This is a genomic window from Pseudomonadota bacterium, from assembly GCA_034189865.1.
Classification (GTDB): Bacteria; Pseudomonadota; Gammaproteobacteria; order UBA5335; family UBA5335; genus JAXHTV01.
Genome location: JAXHTV010000001.1, coordinates 156,617 through 182,227, shown reverse-complemented (window position 1 = coordinate 182,227; position 25,611 = coordinate 156,617). Strand labels below are relative to the sequence as shown.

At 56.4% G+C, this 25,611-nt stretch carries 28 protein-coding genes; 19 read left to right on the top strand and 9 right to left on the bottom strand.

The features are described 5' to 3' along the window. Nucleotides 1-18: 18 nt before the first annotated feature. From SVU69_00880 to SVU69_00860, 5 genes are all read left to right on the top strand, one after another. Nucleotides 19-1,209 carry an HDOD domain-containing protein gene (locus tag SVU69_00880; protein ID MDY6941549.1) on the top strand — a complete coding sequence of 397 codons (1,191 nt, stop codon included), beginning with the start codon at nucleotides 19-21 and terminating at the stop codon, nucleotides 1,207-1,209. A 75-nt stretch (nucleotides 1,210-1,284) separates the two neighbouring features. Beyond that, entirely contained in the window at nucleotides 1,285-1,575 is a 291-nt protein-coding gene (locus SVU69_00875; GenBank protein ID MDY6941548.1) for a hypothetical protein, read from the top strand. 139 nt (nucleotides 1,576-1,714) lie between these two features. After that, the gene (locus SVU69_00870) at nucleotides 1,715-2,326 is read left to right on the top strand and encodes a hypothetical protein (GenBank protein MDY6941547.1); all 612 of its coding nucleotides are present in this window, start codon (nucleotides 1,715-1,717) and stop codon (nucleotides 2,324-2,326) included. Nucleotides 2,327-2,376: 50 nt separating this feature from the next. After that, nucleotides 2,377-2,823, top strand: coding sequence for an SRPBCC family protein (locus SVU69_00865; GenBank protein ID MDY6941546.1), 447 nt, complete (start codon nucleotides 2,377-2,379; stop codon nucleotides 2,821-2,823). Nucleotides 2,824-3,226: 403 nt separating this feature from the next. Beyond that, nucleotides 3,227-4,015: a hypothetical protein gene (locus tag SVU69_00860; GenBank protein MDY6941545.1), complete on the top strand. Its 789-nt coding sequence runs from the start codon at nucleotides 3,227-3,229 to the stop codon at nucleotides 4,013-4,015. 158 nt (nucleotides 4,016-4,173) lie between these two features. Here SVU69_00860 and SVU69_00855 read toward each other — a convergent pair whose 3' ends face one another. Both SVU69_00855 and SVU69_00850 read right to left on the bottom strand, forming a co-directional pair. Further along, entirely contained in the window at nucleotides 4,174-5,169 is a 996-nt protein-coding gene (locus SVU69_00855; GenBank protein ID MDY6941544.1) for a DUF523 and DUF1722 domain-containing protein, read from the bottom strand. Nucleotides 5,170-5,259: 90 nt separating this feature from the next. Next, nucleotides 5,260-6,252 (bottom strand): serine/threonine protein kinase, encoded by a 993-nt coding sequence (locus tag SVU69_00850; GenBank protein MDY6941543.1) that lies wholly within the window; start codon nucleotides 6,250-6,252, stop codon nucleotides 5,260-5,262. A 210-nt stretch (nucleotides 6,253-6,462) separates the two neighbouring features. Here SVU69_00850 and rsmG point away from each other — a divergent pair, with 210 nt between their 5' ends. The 13 genes from rsmG to glmU all read left to right on the top strand — a co-directional run bounded on the left by rsmG (nucleotide 6,463) and on the right by glmU (nucleotide 17,405). Beyond that, a complete protein-coding gene (gene rsmG / locus SVU69_00845) occupies nucleotides 6,463-7,113 on the top strand; it encodes a 16S rRNA (guanine(527)-N(7))-methyltransferase RsmG (GenBank protein ID MDY6941542.1) in 651 nt (216 codons plus the stop codon). After that, nucleotides 7,114-7,902, top strand: a complete 789-nt coding sequence (locus tag SVU69_00840) for an AAA family ATPase (GenBank protein MDY6941541.1) — start codon at nucleotides 7,114-7,116, stop codon at nucleotides 7,900-7,902. It begins immediately after the preceding gene. A 23-nt stretch (nucleotides 7,903-7,925) separates the two neighbouring features. After that, entirely contained in the window at nucleotides 7,926-8,792 is an 867-nt protein-coding gene (locus tag SVU69_00835; protein MDY6941540.1) for a ParB/RepB/Spo0J family partition protein, read from the top strand. Nucleotides 8,793-8,911: 119 nt separating this feature from the next. Then, entirely contained in the window at nucleotides 8,912-9,304 is a 393-nt protein-coding gene (locus tag SVU69_00830) for an ATP synthase subunit I (protein MDY6941539.1), read from the top strand. Between the two features lie 11 nt (nucleotides 9,305-9,315). Beyond that, on the top strand, nucleotides 9,316-10,086 hold the full coding sequence (atpB, locus tag SVU69_00825; protein MDY6941538.1) for a F0F1 ATP synthase subunit A: 771 nt from the start codon (nucleotides 9,316-9,318) through the stop codon (nucleotides 10,084-10,086). Nucleotides 10,087-10,122: 36 nt separating this feature from the next. Continuing rightward, entirely contained in the window at nucleotides 10,123-10,392 is a 270-nt protein-coding gene (gene atpE / locus SVU69_00820; protein MDY6941537.1) for a F0F1 ATP synthase subunit C, read from the top strand. A gap of 34 nt (nucleotides 10,393-10,426) precedes the next feature. After that, nucleotides 10,427-10,897, top strand: coding sequence for a F0F1 ATP synthase subunit B (locus tag SVU69_00815; GenBank protein MDY6941536.1), 471 nt, complete (start codon nucleotides 10,427-10,429; stop codon nucleotides 10,895-10,897). A gap of 11 nt (nucleotides 10,898-10,908) precedes the next feature. Beyond that, the gene (locus SVU69_00810; protein ID MDY6941535.1) at nucleotides 10,909-11,445 is read left to right on the top strand and encodes a F0F1 ATP synthase subunit delta; all 537 of its coding nucleotides are present in this window, start codon (nucleotides 10,909-10,911) and stop codon (nucleotides 11,443-11,445) included. A 12-nt stretch (nucleotides 11,446-11,457) separates the two neighbouring features. Beyond that, nucleotides 11,458-12,999 carry a F0F1 ATP synthase subunit alpha gene (gene atpA / locus SVU69_00805; protein ID MDY6941534.1) on the top strand — a complete coding sequence of 514 codons (1,542 nt, stop codon included), beginning with the start codon at nucleotides 11,458-11,460 and terminating at the stop codon, nucleotides 12,997-12,999. Nucleotides 13,000-13,030: 31 nt separating this feature from the next. Continuing rightward, entirely contained in the window at nucleotides 13,031-13,897 is an 867-nt protein-coding gene (gene atpG, locus SVU69_00800; GenBank protein ID MDY6941533.1) for a F0F1 ATP synthase subunit gamma, read from the top strand. Between the two features lie 88 nt (nucleotides 13,898-13,985). Then, entirely contained in the window at nucleotides 13,986-15,362 is a 1,377-nt protein-coding gene (atpD, locus tag SVU69_00795; protein MDY6941532.1) for a F0F1 ATP synthase subunit beta, read from the top strand. A gap of 142 nt (nucleotides 15,363-15,504) precedes the next feature. Next, nucleotides 15,505-15,924: a F0F1 ATP synthase subunit epsilon gene (locus SVU69_00790; protein MDY6941531.1), complete on the top strand. Its 420-nt coding sequence runs from the start codon at nucleotides 15,505-15,507 to the stop codon at nucleotides 15,922-15,924. 113 nt (nucleotides 15,925-16,037) lie between these two features. Next, nucleotides 16,038-17,405 carry a bifunctional UDP-N-acetylglucosamine diphosphorylase/glucosamine-1-phosphate N-acetyltransferase GlmU gene (gene glmU, locus SVU69_00785; protein ID MDY6941530.1) on the top strand — a complete coding sequence of 456 codons (1,368 nt, stop codon included), beginning with the start codon at nucleotides 16,038-16,040 and terminating at the stop codon, nucleotides 17,403-17,405. A 163-nt stretch (nucleotides 17,406-17,568) separates the two neighbouring features. On the opposite strand, the gene SVU69_00780 is transcribed toward glmU, so the two are convergent. The 5 genes from SVU69_00780 to SVU69_00760 form a co-directional block, all read right to left on the bottom strand. Next, the gene (locus SVU69_00780) at nucleotides 17,569-18,453 is read right to left on the bottom strand and encodes an SDR family oxidoreductase (GenBank protein ID MDY6941529.1); all 885 of its coding nucleotides are present in this window, start codon (nucleotides 18,451-18,453) and stop codon (nucleotides 17,569-17,571) included. 20 nt (nucleotides 18,454-18,473) lie between these two features. Beyond that, nucleotides 18,474-19,475, bottom strand: coding sequence for an ArsA family ATPase (locus SVU69_00775; protein MDY6941528.1), 1,002 nt, complete (start codon nucleotides 19,473-19,475; stop codon nucleotides 18,474-18,476). Further along, on the bottom strand, nucleotides 19,466-19,750 hold the full coding sequence (locus tag SVU69_00770; GenBank protein ID MDY6941527.1) for a cory-CC-star protein: 285 nt from the start codon (nucleotides 19,748-19,750) through the stop codon (nucleotides 19,466-19,468). The genes SVU69_00775 and SVU69_00770 overlap by 10 nt, the downstream gene beginning before the upstream one ends. A 200-nt stretch (nucleotides 19,751-19,950) precedes the next feature. Further along, entirely contained in the window at nucleotides 19,951-21,642 is a 1,692-nt protein-coding gene (locus tag SVU69_00765; protein MDY6941526.1) for a carbon starvation protein A, read from the bottom strand. A gap of 140 nt (nucleotides 21,643-21,782) precedes the next feature. Then, on the bottom strand, nucleotides 21,783-22,397 hold the full coding sequence (locus tag SVU69_00760; GenBank protein ID MDY6941525.1) for a class I SAM-dependent methyltransferase: 615 nt from the start codon (nucleotides 22,395-22,397) through the stop codon (nucleotides 21,783-21,785). A 253-nt stretch (nucleotides 22,398-22,650) separates the two neighbouring features. Here SVU69_00760 and ppnN point away from each other — a divergent pair, with 253 nt between their 5' ends. Next, entirely contained in the window at nucleotides 22,651-24,024 is a 1,374-nt protein-coding gene (ppnN, locus tag SVU69_00755; protein ID MDY6941524.1) for a nucleotide 5'-monophosphate nucleosidase PpnN, read from the top strand. Here ppnN and SVU69_00750 read toward each other — a convergent pair. Next, the gene (locus tag SVU69_00750) at nucleotides 24,014-24,634 is read right to left on the bottom strand and encodes a protein-methionine-sulfoxide reductase heme-binding subunit MsrQ (protein ID MDY6941523.1); all 621 of its coding nucleotides are present in this window, start codon (nucleotides 24,632-24,634) and stop codon (nucleotides 24,014-24,016) included. The two genes, ppnN and SVU69_00750, sit on opposite strands and share 11 nt — an antisense overlap. After that, nucleotides 24,634-25,572, bottom strand: coding sequence for a protein-methionine-sulfoxide reductase catalytic subunit MsrP (gene msrP, locus SVU69_00745; GenBank protein ID MDY6941522.1), 939 nt, complete (start codon nucleotides 25,570-25,572; stop codon nucleotides 24,634-24,636). Before msrP ends, SVU69_00750 begins: the two co-directional genes overlap by 1 nt. Nucleotides 25,573-25,611: the final 39 nt, after the last annotated feature.

Here is a 25,611-nt window from a genome sequence, read left to right as displayed (position 1 = left end):
GAAAGGAAAGGATTGGGAATGCATTCGATTTCGGTGGGCAGACAGGCGGTATTCGATCGATCGATGAGTGTGGTGGCTTATGAGCTTTTATATCGCACACCCGGCAACGACGAATGTTCCGATGTCGACGGCGACAAAGCGACGTCAGAGGTCATCATGGCGGCGTTGACGGAGATTGGTTTGCATAGCTTGATCGGCGATAAAATCGCCTTTGTGAACATGACGCGCCATTTTCTGGTCAATACCGATCCGCTTCCTTTTCCGCCGAATCAGGTCGTTTTGGAGGTGCTGGAAAATATCGAAATCGATGATGATTTGTTGCACGCGCTCTCTCGATTGGGTGGCGTCGGCTACCGCTTGGCGCTGGATGACTTCGTCTACCGCGCGGGGATGGATTCCATGGTGGCCATGGCGGATATCGTGAAAGTCGACATCCAAGCAATTCCTCCGGACGAATTGCCAAGTCAGGTCCAGGCACTGCGTCAGTGGCCGGTGCAGCTGTTAGCCGAGAAGGTCGAAACGCCCGAAGAGTTTGCCCGTTGTACGCGATTGGGGTTCGATTTGTTTCAAGGGTATTTTTTCTGTCGTCCGCGCCGTGTCGACCAGCGTAGGATTCCCGTGGTGCGGCAACGGATACTCCAACTGCTCGCGCGATTGTCGGATCCGAATGTGAAGGTTACCGAGTTGGCGACTATCGCGCAGGAAGACTTTTCATTAAGTTTTCGGTTGCTTAAGTTGATTAACTCGGCTCAGTTTGGAATTCGGCGTAATGTTTCATCGATTCAAGAAGCGATTGTGATGCTAGGGCTCGATGTTGTGCGCAGTATTGCCACGGTCATCGTGCTCAGTGGTTTGGACGACCATCCGGATGAGCTTTACAGGTTGAGTTTGATTCGTGCCAAAATGTGCGAACTCATAGCGGCACGTGTCTCGTTGGCAACCGATTCTGCGTTTACGGTGGGCTTGCTGTCCACGCTCGACGCGATGATGGATTGCTCCATGGAGCGGGTCATGGAAAACCTTTCTCTTAACGACGTTCTCAAGGTTGCACTGATCCGTCAAGAGGGCCCTTTAGGCGGTATTCTCAGCGCTGTCCTGGCCTATGAGCGCGGCGACTTCGATAGTCCGTCGTTGCTCGCCGTGTGCCCCAAATCGCCCGCCCGCGAGTATCTGCAGTCGATTCGCTGGGCAGAGTCTATCTTGAATTGATTGCCGACAGATCGCGTTTCAATATTGCACCCGATAGCTAATCCGTCGGTCGACTTGCGAACCCAGAGTCTCATCATGCAGTTTTTGATCTACCATGTTTACCCCAAAGACAATGCAAGTTTCCGGGCGACCATCGGTGGCGCATACGTGCACTGTTGGATCAATCGCGACGATTTAACAGCGGCCGAGCAGATAGCGCGCTCCGAACTCGACCAAGCGGAATGGGTGGTTGCATCCTTGGAGCATTGCGAACACGTTTCACACGACCGACGGCCGGAAGAGCCGGAAGCGCTCGCGTGTTATGAGCAGGCAAAGCAGGGAGAGCCGGCGTTTGTGGTTCACGCTTGGCCCAACGAAGACGATTAAAATCATAGGGGAGTTGTCCTGGGCGAGGCGAGTCGCCTGCGACGTGGCATGCATTTCAAAGGCTAGCGGACCTTGTTAGGATGAATCCCGTTTGGCTTAATACATCGTCCAATGGCTTGGGTGAGACAAGGAGTACGCCGTGCTGAGTAAGCGATTGAAGTCAGTGATCTTCGTCTGCGGATTTTGTGCCATTTGGATGATGGCTTTCGGGATTCCTGCGTTTGCGGATGAGGTGTCCGACACCATTGAAGAAGCGTTGAACTACTATTCCGAAGGTGATCGCGCGGAAGCCGTCAGCAGCCTCGAATATGCCGCTCAACTGATACGTCAGCAGCGCGGAGAACAACTGGTTGAATTTTTGCCGGCGCCCTTGTCGGGTTGGACTGCGGAAGGGTCAAACTCTGAGGCCATGGCCGGTGCCATGTTCGGCGGGGGCGTGACGGCAAATCGAGCGTATACCGGGAAGGACGGTCAGCGGATTGAGGTCACGATTGCTACCGATTCTCCCATGCTGCAGGGCATGTTGATGCTGCTATCGAATCCCATGGCCATGTCGTCGCAGGGAGCCAAAATGAAGCGTATCGCGGGGCAGAAAGCGATGGTGACCTATGATGAGCAAGATTCCAGTGGTGAGATACAGATGGCTGTTGCGAATCGATTTCTGGTTACGATTCAGGGCGACGATGTTTCGGAACAAGAACTGCTGGATTATGCCGCTGCCATCGACTACAAAGGCTTGCAGGACTTTTAGCGGCGGCCAATGTTGCCGTTTTTTTCAGCCCCCGTGGTCCGAGTTGGCCGGTGAATATTGAGTTAAGTGCGCAGATTGCGGCTCCCGCGTCGCGGGTGTTTTCGGTGCTGGATGATGATGCATCTGTGCAGCGCTGGATGGTGGGGTTGGAGGAGACCGTCTATCTCTCCCGGCCTGAACCACCTGAGGTTGTGGGAACGCGTTTTCGGCAGCGGGTCCGCGAGTTCGGTCGTGCCGTTGAATACTTAGGTAAGGTGATCCGCTACGAACCGCCCCGGTATCTGGCCATTCGACTGGAGCACCCTCGTGCTACCGTCGAAGTTCAGTACGAGCTGGAGCAGACAGATGACCATTTGTCCCGATTGGTCTATCGGACTCAGATGATTGAGTCCGATCCAACCGCGGCCCGCTTGGCCTCTTTGATGGCGTGGTATACAAAAAAGGTGGCAAATACGCAGCTGCAGAGCATCAAAAAAATCGCCGAAAAGAGCGATTAGTTGCCTGTAAGTGATTCATTGCAGTTGCGACCTGGCTAGCATTCAGCTAGTTTTGCCTACCAGACCTTGTGGTCTGAGATAAATGATGAGGGGACGCAAACGTTTCGGGTTAACCATGATGGCCATGTTTCGTGAAGGGCGTCGCCCGAAAAGCGAAACGGCGCATTCCCACGTTGCGAACTATATTATTAAGGGCGTGTCGTCCAGGGTATGACTTCATAGGTCTCAGGGCTGAGACTTTTTGGTCCCACGCCCAGGTTTCAAATCGCCGATTCGAGAAACAGCAAGCACCACTCGATTAAACCGGGTCTGGCCGACAAAATGTTTCCGAGATGGTCCGCGTGCGAAAACAGTGTGAACCTGATGGAGTCAGGGCCTGAAACGAAGCAAGGAGATAGCTAATATGTATAAGCGATTTGGCTGGGTACTGATCGCGGTCCTATTGCTGGGTCTTGGAGGTTGTGGGCCTGCGCCACAACTAACGCGGGAAGAACCACCGGAATCCCTGTTGGGGCCTGACAGTCGGATAGGTCTGCTCACGATCCAGGATCCCGCCCTCTATGACGCAAGGATACTGCGGTATCCTTTGCCAGCGAACCCCGGTGTGACATTGCCTGGCCGTATTGTCGGAGCGGGCGTCAGTCAGTCTGTTCGTCAAGCAGACAGGGCGAGCCGCAATTACGAGTTAACTCAAACCATTGAACAATGGAATTTCAGCGTGGCGGAGGATCTCACGGAGAACATTGCTCGTCACCTGCAGGCCGTGGGTTATAATGTGCTGGACGTCCCGGTCGATGAGCAGCGTCATGCGGGTTCGATTCGGGGTTTCAGGTTTTTGGGTGACTATCCGGCGCAGCCATCCCAAAGCTTCGATGCTTACCTGCATGTCTATGTGGAGTTTGCGGGCTATACGGCGCTGAGTCCGAACGAACCCTATGTGCCCACGTTAGAAGTGTTTGTCGATTTGGTGTCGGCTGATTCCAAGGAGCGTTTGTACGCGACAAGCATGGTTTACGGCGGCCCGATCCCGGTTGAGGGGGCGACGGATATGCCGGCTGATCCTCAGTACAGCGTAAGGGATTTTGCCTGGCTGTGTGCGGATGAAGAACAATGCGATGAAAGTCCCGCGGTCCGGGGGCTGCGTGCGGCATCTGACGGGATTGCGCAATTGATCGCCCGAAATCTGAAATGAGTAACCCAGGCCGTTGGGTGAAAGCGAATGGCTTTTTCGGCCGTAAGCGCCGGACCAGTTCCGTGTGTTGTTTGCTACAACCCGCGCCTTTCTAACGACAAGTCGCCCGGTTGAGATTGGCCGGGCGACTGATTCACTTCACCCCAGGACCGGTTCAGCTAAATGCTGTTCCAGAGACTGAGTCCGGCGGGCGCCCACTGAAAGTACAGTTGTTTTTCTATGTACGGATGTGGGTGTACGCGAAAGTGGTGTCTTAGCAGCGTCACGGGGACAATCAAAGGAACCTCGGCAGTTCGGTAACTGTGAATCAGGTTCGTTAGCTCCTGCTTATCCTCCGTGTTTAAGTGCTTCTTGAGGTAGCCCATGGCATGGAACAGCACGTTGCTATGCCGCTTTCGAGTTGCCCGATAACTGAGCGTTAGCATAAACGCCCTACCGTATTCTTCGACCAGGTCGGCGATGGGTTCGCTTCCCGCTTTTGCCACGAGTCGACCCAGTTCGCGAAGCCGTTGTGTGCCATGGGCCATCAGCACCAGTTTGTGAGCCGTGTGGAACTCAACCAAACGTTCGGCCGTTGCGCTATTTGCCAAGAATTGTTGCCAGCGGTGGAAGGCGAAAACCCGCTCAATGAAGTTTTCGCGGAGCACGGAGTCGTTAAGCCGCCCTTCTTCCTCGATGGGTAGAAGAGGTCGGGCTTGAGCGATTTCTGCGGCGTACACGCCTCGGCCATCATTGAGTGGGCGTCCACCGGGTACGTAGACTTTCACGCGTTCGACTCCGCAGCTGGGAGACTTGCTTTTAAAGATATAACCGCAGATGGATGGAAGCTCCGCCGCCATCCGGCGCCCATATTCGCGGAGTGGCTGTGTCATGTCGCGGCTTTTGTCTTTTACGCCGACCGCGCGGATCTGAGCGTCTCTGAGTTCCAGTCGAATCGGCTCCCGTGGCACGCCCATGCCCACAGCAACCTCAGGGCATACCGGAATCAGCTGAAAATAGGATGCGAGGATGTCCGCCACGAAGCGGTCGCGTTTATGGCCGCCGTTGTACCGAACCGACTCGCCCAGTAGGCATGAGCTGACGCCGATGGAAATTTCGTGATTTACGCGCGGTGGGGAGTGGCTCGCACCGGTTGGGCTTAGTGTTGGGTTCATGGTGGATTCTGGCAAATTGACAGACAGTTTGGTGGTTGGAGGGAGGACGATGCGCGTGGCTGCGCGCAGTTCATTTGTTGTTTCCCATGACTAATACAATTCAAGCGTGGGTTCGTCCAGTAACGACCGCTGTTCTAGCAGTATAAGTATCTGCTCTTCCCAGTAGCGCGGGGAGTCAAACCACGGAAACGCGCGCGGAAACGCTGGATCATTCCATCGGCGCGCCAACCAAGCGCTATGATGGATCATGCGCAGCGTACGCAAGCTTTCGATTAGCGTGATTTCACGAAAATCAAAATCGTTGAACTGCTGATATCCTTCGAGGATGGTGGCCAGTTGTCGTGCCTGGCTCTGCCGGTCGCCGGAGATTAGCATCCACAAATCCTGTATGGCAGGACCCGTGGCGCAGTCATCGAGATCGACGATGTGCGGGCCGCGGTCGGACCATAAGAGGTTTCCCGGGTGGCAATCGCCGTGTAAACGGATGGGGCGAATGTGAGGTAATTTCGCAAACGCGGAGTCGATGGTCTCAAGCAGGTCGGCCGTGATGTTTGAATACCGTTGGGTCAGGAACTCAGGGATGAAGTTCGTTGACAGCAGATAGCGCCGTGACTCGTGCCCCAATCGTCGGCTATCGATCGATGTTCGATGTCGGAACGGTCGTGACGATCCGCACGCGTGCAAGCGCCCCAGGAATCGGCCAAGCACGCTAAGCGTGTCCTCGTTTTCAAGGTTCGGGGGGCGTCCGCTCCGGCGCGGAAAGACGGCAAATCGGTAGCCGGCAAAGTAGTGTAAGGTCTCCCCCGGACGGTCTGCCAGCGGCGCAACGACCGGGATCTCCAAACGATCGAGTTCTCGCGCAAACTCATGTTCTTCGAGTATCGCCGCATCGGACCACCGGCCCGGACGATAAAATTTTACGATGACGGGTTTTTCATCATGGATTCCGACTTGGTAGACACGATTTTCGTAACTGTTCATGGCGAGCAAAAAGCCATCGCAGAGATAGCCCGCGCTCTCCGTAGCGTCGAGAATGACATCCGGGCTCAATTTATCGTAGGGGTGCGCTTCGTTTATGCTCATAGCGTTCTATCGTCAGGCAATCGTCCATGGGATATCAACTGGACGAGAATTCCTCGGGTTTTTCGTGGGCCTCATGGATCGTAGGTTGCCGGTTCAAGCGATGTATGATGGGCCGTGGGGCGCGCCGTTTCGAGCCATTATCGCGGGTCGCGTGTCGAGCAGAGTCGTGGTGGGCGAATGGTGATCGTGGCGTCGACCGAAAATTACAAAATGAGCTTGCGGCGTGGTTGTGCGCGATTGGGGCTGAGTCCGTCGGATCGTCAGGTAGAAACGATGATTCGTTTTGTCGACGAGTTGGCGCGATGGAATGCCGCGTACAATTTGACCGCGATTCGACAACCCGCGCAAATGGTCACGCACCACCTGTTGGACAGCCTCGCGGTGCTCCCGTATTTGTCCGGGGCGCGGATACTGGATCTGGGGACCGGTGCGGGTCTGCCTGGGATTCCGTTCGCCATCATGGCGCCGGAGCGGCAATTTGTGCTGTTGGATGCCAATGGAAAAAAGATACGCTTTGTCCGGCACGCCATCATGACGTTGGGGTTGGGCAATGTCCAGGCCGTCCAAGGGCGGGCAGAGAGCCACAAATCCCAAGTGAGATACGATACAGTCGTCGCTCGGGCGGTCGGGGCATCCGGTAAGCTGGCGGCGCTGGCCAAGCCCCATTGTGCGTTAGGGGGGCGTTTGTTGTTAATGAAAGGCGCGGAACCAGGAGAACAATTGTCTTTGAATCTTTGCGGTTACCGCCAGGGCGTCATTCGTCGATTGGACGTGCCGCACCTGGAAGCTGAGCGGCATGTCGTGGAATGGATCCGCGTTGATGATTCTGAATCCCTTCGTGACGGTGGAGTTGATGGCTAAATGAGCGCTGTGATCGCGGTTGCGAACCAAAAGGGCGGGGTGGGTAAGACCACCACCAGCGTCAATCTGGCGGCCGCCTTGGCCATGGCCAAGCTGCGGGTGCTGCTGGTCGACATGGATCCGCAAGGTAATGCAACGGTCGGCAGTGGTTTGGATAAGCATCAAGTGGATCTCACCACCTGTGAAGTGTTGTTGGGTGAGGCGGGCGTTGAGGAGACGATGGTCGCGCCGCGCGATGACGGGCTTTTCGTTTTGCCGGCGAATGGGGATTTGACGGCTGCGGAAGTCGCGTTAATGGAGCGCACCGATCAACAGTTGCGATTGCGCGCGGTTTTGCAAGAAGTCCGCCCGAAATTCGACTACATCGTGATCGATTGCCCCCCGTCTTTGAACATGCTCACGATCAATGCCCTGGCGGCCGCTGATCGGTTGCTGATTCCGGTGCAATGCGAGTACTACGCGCTGGAAGGTCTTACGGCCCTACTCAATACCATTGAGCGTGTCCAGGAGCAGCTGAATCCGGCGCTCCACATTGAAGGCTTGTTACGCACGATGTTTGATCCCCGCAGCCGCTTATCGAAAGAAGTATCGATGCAGTTGTTGGAGCATTTTGGCGACAAAGTTTATCGGACCGTTATTCCGCGGAACGTTCGACTGGCAGAGGCGCCGAGTTTCGGATTGCCGGTCGTGCACTATGATCGCACTGCGCGTGGTGCCGTTGCCCATATGGCCTTGGCCGGCGAGCTATTGCGTCGGGACGGTCGGCCTGTCGGTCGGCTTGCGGTTTGAGTCGATCGGGAAGGGCGCAAGGGATGTCGGTAAAAAAGAGAGGGCTGGGGCGAGGGCTGGATTCGCTGCTGGGCACCGTGCCCGGCAAAGGCGAAGCCCCTGGAGGCGCGGAGCGCTTACAGCACCTACCCATCGAATTCTTGTCTCCAGGGCCTCATCAGCCGCGTCAGGTGATGAGCCAGGCAGCACTCGAAGAGTTGGCTGAGTCGATCAGAGCCCAAGGCATTGTGCAGCCGATCGTCGTTCGCGCTTTAGGGGCGGATCGTTATGAAATCATCGCTGGCGAGCGGCGATGGCGGGCGGCTCAATTGGCCGGGCTGGCGACCGTGCCATGCGTTGTGCGGGAAGTCTCCGACCGCGCGGCTACGGCCATTGCTCTCATAGAAAACATTCAACGTGAAGACCTCAGTCCCATGGAGGAGGCGCAGGCGTTGGATCGGCTGCGCCACGAATTTGAGTTAACGCATCAACAGGTCGCCGATGCGGTCGGTCGCTCCCGCGCGACCGTGACTAACCTGATGCGGCTGATCGAGTTGAACTCAGATGTGAAGGAGCGCCTTCAGAACCGCGAGCTCGAAATGGGCCATGCGCGGGCGTTGTTGGGTTTGAATGGTCGAGCGCAGTCCGAGGCCGCGAAGGCGGTGGTGGACCGTGGTCTGACTGTTCGTCAGACCGAAAAGCTGGTTCGAGCGACAATCGATCCACCGCAGAAGAAAGGAGCCGATTCAAGGTCAGAGCGCGTCGACGCGGATGTGGCTCGTTTGCAAGAGGAGTTGTCTGAATGTCTCGGCGCGCGGGTCACTCTCCAGCACCGCGAGGGGAAGGGCAAAGTGGTGATTCATTACCACTCGCTCGATGAGCTGGACGGCATCATTCGTCATCTAAAATGATTCGCCGTCACAGAGCGTTGACCCTCAACCTCCAACTCTATATACTTGCGGCGCCTTTGAATGAGGTCAGCCCAGATCGCCGGCGACGCAGGCGTAGGCCTAGGCACGATTAGTCGGTTATGACTAAAACCATAGTAGGTCGGATCCTGTTGTGGCAGATCGGAGTGTCTTTGGCTGCCGCGACGGCGTTTTTTTTTGTCTGGGATGTGAGAAACGCGCTGGCAGCGCTGGCCGGAGGCGGAATCAACGTTATCGCAAGTGGCTATTTTGCTCTGCGATTGTTTTCCCCGAGTCCCGGCGCTCCCCCCGACCAACTGCTCTCAGCATTGGTGCGGGGTGAAGCGATGAAGTGGGTAGTTACTATTGCCCTGTTCATTGTGGCGATTCGCTACTTTCACGAGCAGTTCGTGGCGCTCATTCTGACTTACATGGCGGCGACCAGTATTTACTGGTTTTCACTGCTCTGGGGCGACTCCGAATCGACCCCAATCGACAAACGTAAGCAAAAGTAAGGGCTTTTTGCATGGCAGCTGAGGCGGGTCATTCACCTCAAGAATACGTGACGCACCATCTCACCGGTTGGAGCGTCGGCGAAGGTTTTTGGACCTTCAACATCGATACCCTTCTGGTTTCGATCACCTTGGGAGTCATGTTTGTCGCGCTATTCCGAGTCGCCGCCGCGCGCGCAACGTCCGGGGTGCCGGGCGGGCTGCAGAACTTTGTCGAGTCGGTTATCGAATTCGTAGATGGCGTCGTCGCAGAGACTTTCCATGCTGACAGTAAGCTGATTGCACCGTTGGCCTTGACGGTTTTCTGCTGGGTATTGCTGTGGAATACCATGGACTTGGTTCCGGTCGATCTATTGCCTCTTATTGCAGGCATGTTCGGTGTCGAGTATTTCCGCCCTGTCCCTTCGGCCGACATGAGCGCTACCTTCGCTCTCTCGCTATCGGTCTTTCTGTTGATATTCGTTTATAGCTTTATGGGCAAAGGCGTCGGTGGGTTCGCCAAGGAAATCTTGTTCCACCCATTTGGTAAGTGGTTGATTCCTTTCAACGTCGTGTTGAATATCGTTGAGCTGCTCGCCAAGCCCTTGTCTCTCGCGCTCCGGTTGTTTGGCAACTTGTACGCTGGAGAGCTCATTTTTGTGTTGATCGCGCTGCTACCCGCTTGGGCCCAATTTATTCCCGGCGGTGCGTGGGCGATTTTTCACATCCTGGTCGTACCGCTGCAAGCCTTTATTTTTATGACGCTCACTATCGTCTATTTGGCGATGGCGTACGAATCCCACTAATTTGTAAATACTCGTTTTTGTCTATTAGGAGGAACGATGGAAGCCCTGATTGCCCAGATCCAAGCCAACACCGCTTTGACCGTTGGTCTTATCTTCGGTCTCGCCGCCATTGGAACCGCGATTGGTTTCGGACTGCTGGGTGGCAAGTTCCTTGAAGGTGTAGCTCGTCAGCCTGAATTGGCGGGTATGCTCCAAACCCGCATGTTTATCATCGCCGGTCTTTTGGACGCCGTGGCCATTATCGGCGTTGCAATGGGTCTTCTCATGATGTTCGCTAACCCGTTCTTGGCTGCGCTTGGGCTCTAAGGTACCAACGGAGAGTATAAACGGGGGTTAGATCGTGGGGATCAATGCAACCTTAATTGGCCAAATGATCACGTTCGCGGTGTTCGTTTGGTTCATGATGAAATTTATCTGGCCGCCCCTTACGCAGGCGATGCAGGATCGGCAAAAGCGAATTGCTGATGGTCTTGCGGCTGCCGAGCAGGGGTCGGAGCAATTGGATAAGGCGCGAGACGAAGCGGACAAGATTCTTCGCGCGGCCCGCGATCAGGCTTCTGAGATCCTGGCTCAAGCCAACAAGCGCAGCAACGAGACCATCGAGCAGGCGAAGGTTGAGGCGCGATCCGAGGGTGAGCGCCTGATTACCGCCGCGCAATCCGAGATCGAGCAAGAACGGGTTCGGGCTCGAGAGTCTCTCCGTAAAGAGGTCGCGACGCTTGCGGTGACCGCTGCCGGCCGTATCCTCGAGCGGGAGGTCGACGCGGCGAGTCACGAGCGCCTAATCGACGATCTCGTATCTCAGGTCTAGGTGGGTGCCGTATGTCTGAACAGACAACTTTGGCACGACCTTACGCCAAGGCCATTTTTCAGCTAGCGCGTGATGCCGGAAACTTCGGGGCGTGGTCGGAGCGGCTTGATTTGTTGGCCCAATTGGTGGGTAACGACGATTTGGCTCGGTTGATCGACGATCCTCGTTACGGACGCGATGTCGTTCAAGGCGTGATCCAGTCGGCGATCGGCGAACAATTGGGTGCGGACGGTCTGAACTTTGTCAGACTGTTGCTCGTAAACCGCCGTCTTAAATTGATTTCAGTGATTGCTGAAATCTACGAAGTGCTGAGAGCTGAGGCGGAAGGCACGATCGACGTCGACATCTGTTCGGCGGTCCCGCTGCAAGAACAGCAAAGCGCCAAGCTCGCCCAGGCACTTAAAGATAAGCTTGGACGTGAGGTCAGACTGACTAGTTCCGTAGACGAAAATCTGCTCGGGGGTGCCGTGATCCGAGCGGGTGACTTAGTAATCGACGGGTCCGTACGCAGCAAGCTGGATAGATTGTCCGGCGCTCTGGTTCATTGATGAGGTAGCATGATGCAACTCAATCCTTCCGAAATTAGCGAGCTAATCAAGCAGCGCATAGAGAATTTCGAAGTCGTCGCCGAGGCTCGGGCCGAAGGTACCGTGGTGAGTGTGGCGGACGGAATCTGTCGGATTCACGGCTTGGCCGACGCACTGCAGGGCGAAATGTTGGAGTTTCCCGGTGGCGTCTTCGGCTTGGCGCTCAACCTCGAGCGGGACTCAGTCGGCGCCGTGGTGCTTGGTGCCTATGAGCATATTCGTGAAGGTGACACGGTTCGATGCACCGGCCGAATCCTCGAGGTCCCCGTCGGAGAGGCCCTCTTGGGTCGAGTCGTCAATGCGCTTGGGCAGGGTATTGACGGCAAGGGTGAGGTGGAATCAAAAATTACCTCCCCAATCGAGAAGGTCGCTCCCGGCGTTATTGCGCGACAGTCCGTGTCACAGCCGGTCCAAACCGGCCTGAAGTCAATCGACGCCATGGTCCCGGTCGGCCGTGGCCAGCGTGAATTGATTATTGGCGACCGCCAGACAGGAAAAACCGCCGTTGCCATTGATGCCATCATCAATCAAAAAGGCACCGGAGTTAAGTGCATTTACGTTGCGATCGGGCAGAAGGCATCGAGTATCGCCTCGGTGGTGCGTAAGTTGGAAGAACACGGCGCCATGGACCATACGATCGTGGTTGCGGCGACGGCATCCGATCCGGCTGCGATGCAATATATCTCAGCGTATTCTGGTTGCGCCATGGGCGAGTACTTCCGCGATCGTGGCGAAGATGCTCTGATTGTCTATGATGACTTGACCAAGCAAGCGTGGGCCTATCGCCAGATTTCGCTCTTACTTCGGCGTCCGCCCGGCCGTGAAGCCTACCCCGGGGACGTTTTCTACCTGCATTCCCGCTTGCTAGAGCGTGCAGCTCGCGTCAATGCGGCGCACATCGAGAACATCACCAACGGGGAAGTAAAAGGGCAAACTGGCTCATTGACTGCGTTGCCGATTATCGAAACCCAAGCCGGTGACGTATCGGCTTTCGTTCCTACCAACGTGATTTCCATTACCGACGGTCAGATCTATCTGGAGTCGGATTTGTTCAACGCGGGCATTCGGCCGGCTATCAACGCCGGATTGTCGGTGTCCCGTGTCGGCGGCGCGGCGCAGACCAAGATCATCAAAAAGCTTGGTGGCGGTGTTCGTCTTGCCCTCGCTCAGTATCGTGAGTTGGCTGCATTTGCGCAGTTCGCCTCGGACCTGGACGAAGCGACGCGGAAACAGCTCGACCGCGGTCAGCGTGTGACTGAGTTGATGAAACAGAAACAGTACGATCCGCTATCGATTTCATTGATGGCGTTGTCTCTGTTTGCGGTTAACGAAGGCTATCTCGACGATCTGGATGTCAAGCAGGTCGGAGGCTTCGAGCGCGCCCTCCAAGATCATGCGAAATCGAATTTCTCAGATTTGCTGGGCCAGATTGACAGCACGGGCGACTACAACGATGAGATCGCCGATGGGCTTCGTAAAGTCGTTGAGGATTTCAAGGCCAATGGGACTTGGTGATTGATCGGTTGTTTGACGAGTAGGAGATCCCATGGCTGGCGCGAAAGAAATCCGAACTCAGATTCGCAGTATTCAAAATACGCAGAAAATCACCAAAGCCATGGAAATGGTCGCGGCGAGCAAAATGCGTAAAGCACAGGAGCAAATGGCTGCGACCCGTCCTTATGCCGAGCGCATGAGAGACGTGATTGGCCATCTTGCCGAAGCGAATCCTGAATACCGGCATCCGTTCCTAGTAGAGCGCGAAAACGTCAAACGAGTCGGGTTTATCCTGGTTTCGACGGACCGCGGTTTGTGCGGCGGCCTCAACGTCAACCTGTTCAAAACAGCTGCGGCAGCGATGAAAGAATGGGCGGATCGGGACGTCGAAATCGATGTGTGCGTGTTCGGTAGTAAGGGTGTGTCGTTTTTTAGGCGTGTTGGCGGACGCATCGTCGCGCAAAACACGCATTTGGGCGACGCGCCGCATCTTGATGACTTAGTGGGTTCCATTAAGGTCATGTTGGACGCGTACCGTAATGAAGAGATCGACCGTTTATTCTTGGTTCAAAACTTTTTCGTGAACACCATGACCCAGCGGCCGGAAGTCCGTAAGGTTCTTCCCGTCGAGCCGGTGGTCGAAGAGGCCATGCTCGATAATTGGGATTACATCTACGAGCCGAGTGCCGAAGGGTTGTTGGATGACGTATTGATGCGCTACGTCGAATCGCAGGTATACCAGGCGGTTGTTGAGAACGTGGCTTGTGAAATGGCGGCACGAATGGTTGCCATGAAAAGTGCGAGCGACAACGCCGGTGAGATTATCCGTAGCCTCCAACTTGTGTATAACAAGGCACGGCAAGCTGCGATTACGCAGGAACTTTCTGAAATTATCGGTGGTGCCGCGGCAGTAAGCTGACGGATCATCATATCGGCCATTACCGAATGCAACTCGCGGATTCCAAAAGGGAAAGAAGCGGCTTGATGCCTTTAGGGGAACAGTAAGCATGAGCTCCGGAAAGATTGTTCAGATTATTGGTGCGGTTGTCGACGTGGAGTTCCCGCGTGACAGCATTCCCGCCGTTCACAACGCTTTGGTCGTAGAAGACCGTAACCTCGTGCTAGAGGTTCAGCAGCAGTTGGGCGATGGTGTTGTAAGAACCATCGCGATGGGCTCGAGCGACGGTCTGCAACGCGGGGTGGCGGTACGAGACACGGGCGCACCGATCTCCGTCCCGGTTGGCAAGCCGACTCTGGGGCGGATTATGGACGTCTTGGGTGAGCCAGTAGATGAAGCTGGGCCCGTTGAAACTGAACATCGGTGGGCGATCCATCGCAAGGCGCCTTCCTATGAGGAGCAGGCTGGCGGTCAGGAGCTGCTCGAAACGGGTATTAAGGTGATCGATCTGCTTTGCCCGTTCGCCAAAGGTGGCAAGGTTGGTTTGTTCGGCGGCGCCGGCGTCGGTAAGACCGTCAATATGATGGAATTGATCCGTAACATCGCCATCGAGCACAGTGGATATTCGGTGTTTGCCGGTGTAGGGGAGCGTACTCGTGAGGGGAACGACTTCTACCACGAAATGAAGGACTCCAACGTTCTCGACAAGGTCTCGCTGGTTTACGGGCAGATGAACGAGCCCCCAGGCAACCGTTTGCGTGTGGCCCTGACCGGCTTGACCATGGCCGAATATTTCCGTGACGAAGGCCGGGACGTGTTGTTGTTTGTAGACAACATCTACCGCTACACCCTGGCCGGAACAGAAGTATCCGCGTTGCTCGGCCGGATGCCTTCCGCGGTGGGTTATCAGCCGACCCTGGCGGAAGAAATGGGGCAGTTGCAGGAGCGTATTACTTCGACCAAGACCGGCTCCATTACTTCGATCCAAGCGGTTTACGTGCCCGCGGACGACTTGACAGACCCTTCGCCCGCCACGACCTTTGCACACTTGGACGCTACCGTGGTGTTGTCGCGGCAAATTGCGGAGCTCGGTATTTACCCGGCCGTGGATCCGCTGGATTCCACTTCGCGTCAGCTCGACCCGTTGGTCGTTGGCGAAGAGCACTACAACGTGGCCCGTGGCGTGCAGAACGTGTTGCAGCGGTATAAAGAACTGCGCGATATCATTGCGATTCTCGGTATGGACGAGCTTTCGGAAGAAGACAAGCTCATCGTGGCGCGGGCCCGCAAGATCCAACGATTCCTTTCTCAGCCATTTTTCGTGGCTGAGGTGTTCACCGGTTCTCCCGGCAAGTACGTCTCGCTTAAGGATACGATCGCCAGTTTCCGAGGCATTTTGGATGGCGAGTACGACTCATTGCCGGAACAGGCCTTCTATATGGTCGGTAGCGTGGAAGAGGCGGTGGAGAAAGCGAAAAATCTTTGATGAGAAGATAACCGGCTTGTTTTCTTCAAGGCCACTGGCGTGGCTAGCTGATGAAGAGCCGGTACCATCAGGTTTTCCGTACGCCTCAAGGGACGTTTTCGAATCGCATTCTCGGTGCGGCCCGGCGAAAGGTATTTAGAGTATGAGTCAAATTCATGTCGACATCGTCAGCGCCGAGGGCGAGATCTATTCCGGCGCTGCCCAAATGGTGATCGCGCCGGCGACAGAGGGCGATGTTGGCATCGCGCCTCGCCACGCACCGTTGTTAACGAGAATGCGGCCGGGTGAAGTCCGGGTTCGTGATGAGCGCGGCGAAGAAAACTATTTTTTCGTCTCCGGCGGGCTGCTTGAGGTCCAGCCGCACAAGGTCACCGTGTTAGCGGATACCGCTACACGGGCGCATGATCTTGATGAGGCTGCTGCATTGGAAGCGAAGAAGCGAGCCGAGGAAGCGCTCGATCAGAAGCACGCGGATGTCGACTATACGATGGTGCAAACCGAGCTCGCCGAGTCGATCGCCAAACTTCAGATGCTTGAGCGTCTCAAAAAAATACGACGCTAGCCTTTCACTTAAAAGCCCGCACGTTGCAGGCTTTTTTGTTTCGGCCACGTTTGCGGGGTCGGCTGCGTATAATAGAGGCTCGTTAACTGCCTGATTAGGTCTCTAGCCCTCCTATGGCTTCATCGTTATCTGTCGTCATTCTCGCCGCCGGCAAGGGCACCCGGATGAATGGGGCGTTGCCCAAGGTGTTACATCCGCTGGCAGGGCGTCCTCTTCTTGCGCACGTGGTTGAGACGGCAAGTGCACTCAATCCCGAGCAAATCTGTGTGGTGGTCGGACACGGGGCCGAGAGTGTGCGCCGGCGTTTCGCAGATTGTGGTTTCACATGGGTTGAGCAGAAAGAACAACTCGGAACCGGTCATGCTGTTGCCCAGGCGCTGCCTTTGATTCCCGACGATGCCTCCGTTTTGGTCTTGTATGGGGACGTTCCTTTGGTCACGCCCGATACCCTTTCCGCCCTCGTTCAGGCCGGTGATCGTGATTTGAGCCTACTCACCACCCGGCCGGAAAATCCTGCCGGCTACGGTCGCATCGTCCGCGACGCCACAAAACGAATCGTCGGCATTGTGGAAGAGAAGGACGCGAACGAGGAGCAACGCCGTATTCCTGAAGTGAATACCGGTCTTTTGGCCTGTCCTGCCGCGTTACTCCGAGCGTTGATCGGAAAATTGGGGCGCGGGAACGCGCAGCGCGAGTATTACCTGACTGATGTGGTCGGTATGGCGGCTGACGAAGGCAGGCCTATTCAAAGCCAGGCGGCGGAAAATTCTTCGGAAGTATTGGGTGTCAACGATCGCTCGCAGCTGGCCGCGGTGGAACGCGCGTATCAATTGCGTTTGGCTGAGCGATTTCTCAATGACGGCGTGACGTTGATGGACCCCTCGCGGTTCGATGTCCGTGGGGAGTTGCGCTGCGGTCGGGATGTGGTGATCGACGTCAACGCGGTCTTTGAAGGTACGGTGATCTTGGAGGATGGGGTGCATGTGGGTGCGCATTGTGTGATCCGAGATTGTCGTATTGGAGCCTGTACAGAGGTACTGCCTTTCAGTCATTTGGATGGCGCGACCATTGGATCGGAAGCAAGGATTGGGCCGTATGCCCGCCTGCGGCCGGGCGCAGACTTGGCGGATCACGTCCATGTGGGTAATTTTGTCGAAGTAAAACAATCCACCGTCGGCAAAGGTAGCAAAATCAGTCACTTGAGCTATGTGGGTGATGCCCGTGTCGGCCAGTACGTTAATATCGGTGCGGGTACCATCACCTGTAACTACGATGGCGCCCGGAAACACCAGACTGAAATTGGAGACGGTGCTTTCATTGGTTCGGGCACCGAGCTGGTGGCCCCTGTCACGGTTGGCGCCGGGGCCAATATCGGTGCGGGGTCCACTATTCGCAAGGATGCACCGGCGAACAAACTCACCCTTTCGAGCACTAAGCAAAGGACCGTCGACGGCTGGAAGCGGCCCGTGAAGAAGTCCTAACGGGCCGTCCCTGCTGCAGTAAGGGATTTGTCATGCGATTCCTTTGAATGAGATTGGCGGTCGCGTTCGGGGCTGTATTGAACCATTCGACGGCCTGGGTACGGCCACTTGCGTCGCCAGGTTTGCTATCTCGCCTTGCTCGACGGACGGGCTACGGTTTTCTTTATACCGATCGTTGCGATTTATCGCGCTCATTTTGCGACTTAATCATGTCGCGTATCTTGTCCCAATCCCGGTCGGACAGATTTCTTAATTGGTTGAAACCGCCACCGTTGGCGAGATAACCGGCACCATCAATGGCGATGGTCTGTCCGGTGAGGTACTCGCATCCGTCGGCCATAAGAAAAGTGGCCAAGTTCTTGAGTTCTTGCATCTCACCGGTCCGACCCAAGGGCGTCATGGCACCGGCGCCGGCAAACATCCCCGACTTATCCATGCCCGGGCTGAGGCGGGTGGAAGCCCCTTCTGTGGGGAACGGGCCAGGTGCGATGGCATTGAGGCGAATGCCGTGCGGACCCCACTCGACCGCCAGGGATTTGGTCATCACATCAATTCCAGCTTTCGACATCGCAGAGGGAACGACGAAGGGTGAACCGGTCCATACCCAAGTAACCACGATGGAAATAATGGAACCTCTGTGGCCGCCTTCGATCCATCGTCTGCCGACGGCATGCGTAACATAGAACGTGCCATGTAAAACGGTGTTGGCGATCGCATCGAAACCCCGCGGCGAGAGATCCTTGGTGCGGCTGAGGAAATTGCCGGCGGCGTTATTAACCAAACCGGTGAGCGGGCCGTCTTCCCAAATTTCCTCGATCATGGCATCGACCCGATCGGCTTGGCGAATATCCACCGCAAAGGTTTTAACTGAGCCGCCATGCTTGTTCATCAGTTGTTCGGCGGTCGCATCCAGCACATTTTTGCGTCGCCCGCAAATGTAGACATCGGCGCCCAGGCGTAGGTATTCCTCAGCCATTTCCTTCCCGAGGCCTGTTCCGCCGCCGGTGATCAGAATGCGTTTTTGGGCTAATACGTCATTTTCAAACATGTGCCTGTCTCCTCGCTTAGTTATCGTTTCGTCTGGCTGGGGCCCAGTCCTTGGTTGTTCAAAGTGGCGCCGAGATCGCGCAGATTGCTTAAGCCCTGAACTTCGCTGCTCGCCATGGGGATGACATACACGTCGGTATACCGACCCAATCGTTTGCGGGTCGCCTCAATATAGCCTGCTTCGACCGTGCGGCGAGCAGTCATCAAGGCGCTGTGCTCGCTGGCGGGCGTCGTGCGATTGATGATGACACCGCCAAGCGGAACGTGGTTTTGGCGCAGCGTTTTCATGGCACGTTCCGTCTCGGCCATGGACAAACGATCCGCGTTCATCACAAACGTGAAAGAACAGCGTTCGGGATCCATCAGCAAGTGCCTGACGCGGTCAAACCTGTGCTGCCGGCGATTGAGAATTTGTTGCGCTTGATCGAGCTTGGGGGATTGACCTTGCCCGGTGTCCGACCATACGGCGTGCGCTTGGAGGCGCCGGGCTAACAGACCATCTACCCAGGCTTGCATCAGTTCGGGTAGGGCGAGCAAATGGAGCGTATGGCCTGTCGGTGCGGTGTCGAAGACCACGCCATCGTAAGCCGGTGCGACATCAAGCAGGGTGCTGACCAATTCCTCAAACAACGCGAGCTCTTCCGCTCCGGGTGAGTGTGCGGCCAAATCCACCTGCCGGTGCGCTTCCTTCAGGAGTTCCGGCGCAGCCAGTGCACTGATATTACGCTTTACTTCCGACAGATACCTGAGCGCTGCGCTATGGGGGTCGAGTTCAAATGCCCAAAGGTTTTGGGTTACTTGCTGCGGCTGTCCCCTCAGCGCGTGTTCTAGCAGGTCGCTTAAGGAGTGGGCCGGATCGGTGGAAACCAGCAGCGTTCGATGGCCCGCCCCTGCCATCGAAAGGGCGTAGGCACTACTACACGTGGTTTTCCCCACCCCGCCTTTGCCGCCAAAAAAACGAATCCAATGGGGATTGCCCGTCGCGTTGGGCTTGGTGGCCCGGCGCTTCCAGTTCAACAGCACCGGTAGCCCTCCAGGGGCGATTTCTCCATGCCCATGCGTCGATGCCAGTCATGAAAATCTTCCAACAGAAAAGGCGTGAGTTCCAATGTGTAAAAGGCGGCGGGATTGGGCAAGCCAAGGGTTTCCATGGAAATCAGTAGCCGAAAGAGATCGGCTTGCTGCCGGTTCTGGCGGGCCAGCATCCGGCGGTGGGGGGCGTAGTAAAGTTCCCGGTATAGATGGCTCAGACGGTGGAGCCGTCGCCACCAGAGGGAGGCCCTAGAGTGGTTGATCACGGTTTACGTCAGCACGATTTCGATAATCGGACAGTACTAAGCGTCCTCAGTTGGGCCTATGTGGGCCGATTCTTGCCTCCGTAACGAGTCGAACGGGGGCGAGCTGTTACGCGGATTATCGCAGATCACTGTATTGCGTATCCGATCTGGCTCGGCAGGGACCGAAACATCGATGATCTCAGTAGGCTTCCCGGCACCGGTTACGATAAATCTTGCGCTGCTGGTGCTTGAGACCGCGCGCGTCTAGCGGCCCCGAACCCCTCAAGCAGCAGCCAAACGTTCAGTGCGAATATGATTCCCCCAATGCTCACCAGCAGGTAATTTCCGGCGGACAGGTAGGCGCGAATATTGAAAACCATACTCCAGAGCGTCATCGTGGCGACCAACACAAAGGGTATTAAGGAATAAATATAGCCCCGACGAAGACGATGTAACAGCAGGGTCAGAATCAACAGCGACAGGGCAGCGGTTAGCTGGTTGGTCGTTCCGAATAGCGGCCAGAGGACCATACCGCCCGCACCGGGGTTGCTGGGGTCGGCGAGGAAGGCCAGTGCCAAGCACGCAAAAAAACAGATAGCCGTGGCAATGTTGGTGTTCTGCAGTGCCGGCATTCGGTACTCGGTTCCGATCTCTTTGAGGATAAACCGCTGCAGTCGCATGGACGTATCCAGCGACGTGGCCGCAAAGGCGACCACCATTGTGGCCACCAGCGTCGTGCCAATCGCCGGTGCGATGCCGAGATGGCTAAGCAGATTGCCCGCGCCGGTGACGAAAACCGCGATTCCGCCCGTACTGGCCTCCGCCCAGCTGCCGTAGTGGCTTTGCCATGCATCGGTGGAGGCCAAGCCGGCCGCTGTGGCCATAATGGCGATCAAGGCCAGCAAGCCTTCTCCAATGGAGCCCAAATATCCCACCAAGCGGGCATCGGTTTCTTTGTCGAGTTGTTTCGATGAGGTGCCGGAGCTGACCAGGCCGTGAAATCCGGAAATCGCGCCACAGGCGATGGTGACGAACAATAACGGCAGAAGCGGTGGGGCATCTGCCGGTACGGCCCTGTTGAATGCCGGTGCGACAAAGTCCGGACGGCCGACGAATAGCCCCAGATACAGCACGGCCAGGCAGAAAAACAACAGATGGGAGTTGATAAAATCGCGCGGCTGGAGCAAAAGCCAGACCGGGAGGCGGGACGCGAACGAACAATACGCCAGCATGATCAGTACCCACCACGCGGTGGACGGCAGTCCGAGCCATGATGCGGGCAGGCTGAGCGGCACCGCACTGCCGAGAAAAACAAAACCCAGCAGCAACACAAGCGCGCCCAGCGCCGGCAAGACGATATCCACGCCGCGCCGGTAAACCAGCCATCCGATCGCCATGGCGACCGGAATTTGCAGCCAATAGGGCAGAACGCTGGAGGGGAACTTTGTGAACAGCGTTCCGATCGCCACGGCGAACACGGCATTTACGATGAGAATAAGGAAGAAAATAATCAGTAGGAAAAGACTGCGGGCCCGGGGGTTGATCACGGAGGCGGCGATACTGCCAACCGATTGGCCTTTGTTGCGGACAGAAGCCCACAGTGTTCCGAAGTCGTGAATTCCGGCAATAAATACAGTGCCGAACAGCACCCACAACAGGGCGGGTAGCCACCCCCAGATCATCGCGATGGCGGGGCCGATGATAGGTGCGGCACCGGCGACTGAAGCAAAATGATGGCCCCACAGTACCCAGCGGCTGGTGGGCACATAGTCGATGCCGTCTTGGAGTTCATGTGCTGGCGTGCGGAAATCCGGGTCCAGTTTGAAAATGCGGCTTGCCAGGAACCGTGCGTAGTACCGATAGCCGAGAAAAAATGCCAGTAAACCGCCTAAGGTGACGAATAAGGTACCCATGAAATTGATCTACTCAGGGTGAGATCCAGTCGAGGGTTTTGGTGTGCAAGGCCCTTGGGTACCCGGCGTTGCCGAAATAAGTCGTGGGTTCTGTCATTGGGTAGTTCACAGCGCGTACTCAATCCGTTTCGGGTTTCGGGTCACTCGTTCTCGGCGTGAATAAGCAGCCAGTAGCCGAACAGATTAACGGGCTCGATCTCGAAATGCTGGAAGTTCGCCGCTTCCAGAAATTTGTCCAGCGGAAACACCGAGGTAAACCCAAAAAAGGGCGTGACAATGGAGGTGATGTTCTCCAAAGTTCGGACAAACCCGTTGCTGTGACTGAAGTGATTGACGATGAACAAGTCGCCCCCAGGGCGACACACCCGCTTCATCTCGGAGACCATGCGTGCCGGATCGGGCACCACCGAGGCGACGTACATCGCGGTGACTTTGTCGAAATAGTTGTCCGGGTAGTCAAGCTGCTGGGCGTCCATGATACGCAGATCGACGTTACGCAGTTGTTCCCGCGCAACGCGCTGTCGAGCACGTTCCAGCATATTTTCGGAAAGATCGATGCCGGACACCCGCGTATCGGAGGGGTAGTAGGGCAACGACATGCCGGTTCCGACGCCCACTTCCAAGACCCGATCCGACGGTTGGCAGGCCATGCGGTCCACCACGCGTTTGCGGCCCGGATTGAAGATCGGGCTGAATAAATGGTCGTAGGTGGAGGCCAGTCGATTATACGTCTTGATGACGGATGTTTGATCCACGATCAGTCCCTAATCTTGCAATATGACCCAATCATTGTGCGCTTGTGGTCTCATTGGAGAGAGCACGCATAAAGTAGTCGCGTTGACGTTCCCGTCACCCGAACTCTACGTATTCTAACTCAAAGTTACAAAAAGTCGGGTGCTCGAAATTTCGTGCGTTTGACCTAAAGCATTCAACAAAGTTGCAAGATACACTAGGGGATTGTCTCAATACGACCGCTGCGGCGTGAGCCGCGAAGTGTGATTAAACCCTATGAATTCTTCTCACGTCATCGATGCTCTGATCACGCCGGAAGGCAGTTTGGAATGCCTCTCTCAGCTGGAAGTCGCTCGGCTGAAGGATACCAGTCACGGTGGTTTGAAGGAGCAGCTCAGGCGCTGCGCGTTGGCCGTGCTCAACTGCGGTGCGAACGACGACGACAGCTGTCGAATCATGGAGCATCACCGGGAGTTCGACATCACCGTCGTTCCCCAAGAGCGCGGTATTCGGCTGGAGTTGATCAATGCGCCGGCGAGCGCGTTCGTGGACGGGCGAATGATCCGCGGGATCCGCGAGCATCTGTTCGCGGTGCTGCGTGATGTGGTTTACGTGCACAACGAGATTCAAGGCAATCCGCGTTTCAACCCGCAGGTGCCGGGCAACATCACCGATGCTGTTTTCCATGTGCTGCGCAACGCGCGCGCGATGTCACCGGGCGTCGACCCCAACCTCGCCGTCTGTTGGGGGGGGCACGCCATCAGTCGAGAGGAGTACGACTACACCAAAGAGGTCGGGCACCAACTGGGCTTGCGCGAGGTCGACATTTGTACGGGATGTGGTCCAGGTGCCATGAAAGGTCCCATGAAGGGCGCGACAATCGGTCATGCCAAACAACGTCGCGGGGCGGGTCGGTATATCGGGATCTCCGAGCCGGGCATCATTGCCGCAGAACCGCCGAATCCCATTGTGAATCAGCTCGTCATCATGCCGGACATGGAGAAGCGTCTGGAGGCTTTCGTCCGCTTGGGACACGCTATCGTGATTTTTCCCGGTGGCGTGGGAACCATGGAAGAGCTGCTGCATTTGCTGGGGATTTTGATCAACCCGGCCAATGCGGATATGCCATTGCCGGTGATTCTGACCGGTCCCGACCACACCCGTGGGTACTTTGACCGGCTCAACGAGTTTGTGGAGGCCACCGTGGGGCCCGAAGCGCGGGCGCGCTACGAGGTGATCATCGGCGATCCGGCGGAGGTGGCGCGTGCCGTGAAGCGTGGCCTGGATGAAGTCAAAGCCTACCGACGGCAGAAGAGCGATGCGTTTTACTTTAACTGGGTGTTGAAAATCGAGCCGGAGTTTCAACAACCGTTCCTGCCAACGCATGAGAACATGGCGGCGCTCGCGCTTCATCGGCGACAACCGGTCCACGAAGTGGCGGCCAATTTGCGTCGGGCTTTTTCCGGTATCGTGGCGGGGAACGTCAAGGACTACGGCATACGGGCTATTGCCGAGCATGGCCCTTTCCAGTTAAAGGGGGACCCGGAATTGATGACCCCGTTAGACCGTTTACTGAGCGGGTTCGTCGATGAGCAGCGGATGCGCTTGCCCGGAAACCGCTACGTCCCGTGCTACGAAATTACCGCTTAGCAGCGCCGGCAAAACGTGCCAGCCGATGCGACCAGCTGGGCAGGCGGGCCATGAGTAGCAGGGTCAATATGACGGCATAAATCCAAGGCGCTTGTTGTAGTGTCTTGGCCTGCCAGAATACATGCAATAAGGCCAACGGGGCGGCCAGATAAACCAACCGGTGGAGTTGTTTCCATCGGTGGCCGAGTCGTTGAATCATTCGATCGGTGGAGGTTGCCGCCATGGGTGTCAGGATCAGCATCGCCACGACGCCGACGGTGATATAGGGTCGTTTGACGACATCCTCCCATATGGCTTGCCAACTCAAGGACTGGTCAAACAAGGCATAGATCCCCAAGTGCGCCAGCGCGTAGAAGAACGCCGTCAGCCCCAACAGGCGGCGGAACCGAATCGGCCAGGCCCAACCCGACAGGCGCTGTAAGGGCGTCATCAGCAAGCTAAGCAGCAAAATCCGCAAGGCCCACCATCCTGTTTGATGCTCCAGCGTTTCGATGGGATCGGCGCCCAAATTGTCGGCCGCGACCCCGTAGATCAACCGTGCGGCCGGCAGCAGTAGAGCCAGTAGCAACAGCCGTTTTGTCCAAGCCAGCCGACCCCCGGATGTTGTCATTAGAAGTAGCGCCGCAGATTCATGCCGCGGTACAAACTCGCGACTTGATCCCCGTAGCCGTTGAACATCAAGGTTTCGCGGCGAAATATTTCGCCGATCCGCCGTTCACGACTTTGACTCCAGCGCGGATGATCTACCGTGGGATTGACGTTGGCGTAAAAACCGTACTCTCGCGGTGCCATCTCGTTCCACGTGGTGGCGGGTTGGCGTTCGGTGAACGTGATGCGAACGATGGATTTGATGCTTTTAAAACCGTATTTCCAAGGCACCACCAATCTGAGAGGAGCGCCGTTCTGATTGGGTAACGTTTGGCCGTACATGCCTGTCGCCAAAATTGTCAGAGGGTGCGTCGCCTCGTCGATTCGTAACCCTTCTCGGTAGGGCCAATCGAGAATCGGACGCTTCTGGCCCGGCATTTGCTCCGGATCATGCAAGGTGGTGAAAGCGACGTATTTCGCCCGAGAGGTCGGTTCGTAGCGCTTTAAAATGTCCGCCAGCGGAACGCCGATCCAGGGAATGACCATGGACCACGCTTCGACGCAACGCAATCGATAGATCCGTTCTTCCTCGGCGTGGCCTTCAAGGACGTCTTCCAGAGCATACGTTCCCGGGCGGGCGCATTCGCCGTCGACAGTGACGGTCCATGGGCTGGTTTTGAGCGTGTGAGCATAGCGGGCGGGATCGGTCTTATCGGTCCCGAACTCGTAGAAATTGTTATAGCCCGATGCCTTTCCGAAGTCCGTGGGCGTGTCATCCGGTACGTTTCGCGCCGCTGAGGCCTGAGTTCGTGGCTCATTGCCGAAACCGAATGCATAGGCGCCCGCCGTGACGGCCAGTGCTGTGGCGCCGGCTGCTGCCAGGAATTTTCGGCGATCACGGTACACCTTTTCGGGTGTGATTTCGGAGGGTTTGATGTCGTCTTGGTGGCTGCCGGGCATACTGTTCTCCTCGGGCGCTTGTTGTTCATACGCAATAGA

Excerpts from the sequence above, each read along its gene's own strand:
- SVU69_00850 (MDY6941543.1), bottom strand. The coding sequence starts at position 6,252 with ATGAGCATAAACGAAGCGCACCCCTACGATAAATTGAGCCCGGATGTC.
- SVU69_00855 (MDY6941544.1), bottom strand. The coding sequence starts at position 5,169 with ATGAACCCAACACTAAGCCCAACCGGTGCGAGCCACTCCCCACCGCGC.
- SVU69_00860 (MDY6941545.1), top strand. The coding sequence starts at position 3,227 with ATGTATAAGCGATTTGGCTGGGTACTGATCGCGGTCCTATTGCTGGGT.
- SVU69_00750 (MDY6941523.1), bottom strand. The coding sequence starts at position 24,634 with ATGACAACATCCGGGGGTCGGCTGGCTTGGACAAAACGGCTGTTGCTA.
- atpB (MDY6941538.1), top strand. The coding sequence starts at position 9,316 with ATGGCAGCTGAGGCGGGTCATTCACCTCAAGAATACGTGACGCACCAT.
- SVU69_00830 (MDY6941539.1), top strand. The coding sequence starts at position 8,912 with ATGACTAAAACCATAGTAGGTCGGATCCTGTTGTGGCAGATCGGAGTG.
- atpE (MDY6941537.1), top strand. The coding sequence starts at position 10,123 with ATGGAAGCCCTGATTGCCCAGATCCAAGCCAACACCGCTTTGACCGTT.
- glmU (MDY6941530.1), top strand. The coding sequence starts at position 16,038 with ATGGCTTCATCGTTATCTGTCGTCATTCTCGCCGCCGGCAAGGGCACC.
- ppnN (MDY6941524.1), top strand. The coding sequence starts at position 22,651 with ATGAATTCTTCTCACGTCATCGATGCTCTGATCACGCCGGAAGGCAGT.
- rsmG (MDY6941542.1), top strand. The coding sequence starts at position 6,463 with ATGAGCTTGCGGCGTGGTTGTGCGCGATTGGGGCTGAGTCCGTCGGAT.
- SVU69_00765 (MDY6941526.1), bottom strand. The coding sequence starts at position 21,642 with ATGGGTACCTTATTCGTCACCTTAGGCGGTTTACTGGCATTTTTTCTC.
- SVU69_00840 (MDY6941541.1), top strand. The coding sequence starts at position 7,114 with ATGAGCGCTGTGATCGCGGTTGCGAACCAAAAGGGCGGGGTGGGTAAG.
- SVU69_00810 (MDY6941535.1), top strand. The coding sequence starts at position 10,909 with ATGTCTGAACAGACAACTTTGGCACGACCTTACGCCAAGGCCATTTTT.
- msrP (MDY6941522.1), bottom strand. The coding sequence starts at position 25,572 with ATGCCCGGCAGCCACCAAGACGACATCAAACCCTCCGAAATCACACCC.
- SVU69_00780 (MDY6941529.1), bottom strand. The coding sequence starts at position 18,453 with ATGTTTGAAAATGACGTATTAGCCCAAAAACGCATTCTGATCACCGGC.
- SVU69_00880 (MDY6941549.1), top strand. The coding sequence starts at position 19 with ATGCATTCGATTTCGGTGGGCAGACAGGCGGTATTCGATCGATCGATG.
- SVU69_00790 (MDY6941531.1), top strand. The coding sequence starts at position 15,505 with ATGAGTCAAATTCATGTCGACATCGTCAGCGCCGAGGGCGAGATCTAT.
- atpG (MDY6941533.1), top strand. The coding sequence starts at position 13,031 with ATGGCTGGCGCGAAAGAAATCCGAACTCAGATTCGCAGTATTCAAAAT.
- SVU69_00835 (MDY6941540.1), top strand. The coding sequence starts at position 7,926 with ATGTCGGTAAAAAAGAGAGGGCTGGGGCGAGGGCTGGATTCGCTGCTG.
- atpD (MDY6941532.1), top strand. The coding sequence starts at position 13,986 with ATGAGCTCCGGAAAGATTGTTCAGATTATTGGTGCGGTTGTCGACGTG.
- atpA (MDY6941534.1), top strand. The coding sequence starts at position 11,458 with ATGCAACTCAATCCTTCCGAAATTAGCGAGCTAATCAAGCAGCGCATA.
- SVU69_00875 (MDY6941548.1), top strand. The coding sequence starts at position 1,285 with ATGCAGTTTTTGATCTACCATGTTTACCCCAAAGACAATGCAAGTTTC.